Genomic DNA, 1,557 nt, shown 5'->3' with positions numbered 1-1,557 from the left:
AGCGTACAGTGCCGAGCCTCGGACTGCATCAGGTGTTTGTCGAGGATCCCTCCGGCGTCACGATCGAGCTCAATTTTCCCGCTGAGGAAGCGCTGCCGTTGCAGCAAAAGACGACGGACGCGTCTGCAATCGCGGACTGACCGGCCTGGGGGGGGACAAACATGAAGGCGCATCAAGGCAAGAAGGCAGTCATCGTCGGTGGCTCACTCGGTGGATTGTTTGCGGCCAACCTGCTGCTGCGCGCCGGCTGGGACGTCCATGTCTATGAGCGTGCCGCGGAGGAGCTCCAGGGCAGAGGGGCCGGAATCGTGACGCATCCGGAACTCCTGAGCGCACTGACGTCCGCGGGCATCGTCGTAGACGAAAGCATCGGCGTGAAGGTCACGCAGCGCGTCACGCTGGCGAAGGACGGCTCGGTGATCGGCCTGCGCGACCTGCCGCAGACGCTCACCGCTTGGGGTCGGCTCTATCACGTGCTGAGGTCCGCATTCCCTGACGATCGATACCACAACGGAAAGCGGCTGCAGTCATTCAAGCAGGACGCCGATGCCGTCGAGGCAACGTTCGCAGGTGGGGAGGTCGCCCGCGGTGACCTGCTCTTGGCGGCGGACGGATTGCGCTCGTCCATCAGGACGTCATTGCTGCCTGGGGCCAAACCCCAATACGCCGGCTATGTCGCATGGCGTGGCTTGGTCGAAGAATCAACGCTGACGGACCGCACGCGGAAGGAGTTGTTTCCGTACTTCGCGTTCGGACTTCCTCCGCACGAGCAAATGATTGCCTATCCCGTCGCGGGCAAGGACAGTGCAGTCGAGGAGGGCGCACGACGATTCAACTTCGTCTGGTATCGCCCGGCGGACGAAAGCACGACGCTCAGGGACATGGTGACCGACGCTGACGGAAAGGTCTGGCACGATGGCATCCCGCCGCCGCTCATTCGGCCGGAGGTCCTCGATCAGGTGCGGCAGGCCGCACGCGATGTGTTGGCACCACAGTTTGCGGAGGTGGTCGAAAAGACCGAGAACCTCTTCTTTCAGCCAATCCTTGATCTGGAATCCGAACAGTTGGCCTTTGGCCGGATCGCGCTGCTGGGCGATGCCGCGTTCGTCGCCCGTCCGCATTGCGGAATGGGGGTGACCAAGGCTGCCGGCGATGCAATGGCCCTGCTCGAGGCGCTGGCGCACTGTGACGATATCCCGAGCGCTCTCAAGGCCTATGAGCGGCCGCGCGTGGAATTCGGATGCTTCATCGTCGCACATGCCCGGGCACTGGGGGCCTACATGCAGGCCCAATTGCACAGCGAGCATGAGCGAGAGATGGCGGAGCTGTATCGAACCCCGGAAGTCATCATGAAGGAAACAGCGGTTTCTCCGAAACGGCATTGACCAAGCGAGGACGGTCTCGATGGCGGTGCCTCTCGGGCCATCCTCTCGCAAGGTCGGGCGATTCGTCCGCGCATTGCCTTGAGCGGCGAGGTTCCGAGCGAGCAGATGTGAAGTTTCTTCAACCGCAAGTTTCAGGAGACAACCTTGATCCATGCAGGAAGGGAAGCAGAAC

1 protein-coding gene and 1 pseudogene are annotated in these 1,557 nt (G+C 62.4%); both read left to right on the top strand.

From position 1 onward, the window contains the following. Positions 1 to 140: pseudogene (locus AC1DY5_RS55090) on the top strand (VOC family protein); the annotation flags it as partial. A gap of 21 nt (positions 141 to 161) precedes the next feature. Further along, positions 162 to 1,385 (top strand): FAD binding domain-containing protein, encoded by a 1,224-nt coding sequence (locus AC1DY5_RS55085; protein ID WP_478122607.1) that lies wholly within the window; start codon positions 162 to 164, stop codon positions 1,383 to 1,385. Positions 1,386 to 1,557: the final 172 nt, after the last annotated feature.

This window comes from Variovorax sp. P4_D9 (assembly GCF_056401695.1).
This window is presented reverse-complemented; position numbering and strand designations above follow the sequence as displayed.

Bases quoted from the DNA above. Each gene is read 5' to 3' on its own strand.
- AC1DY5_RS55085 (WP_478122607.1), top strand. From the start codon at position 162: ATGAAGGCGCATCAAGGCAAGAAGGCAGTCATCGTCGGTGGCTCACTC.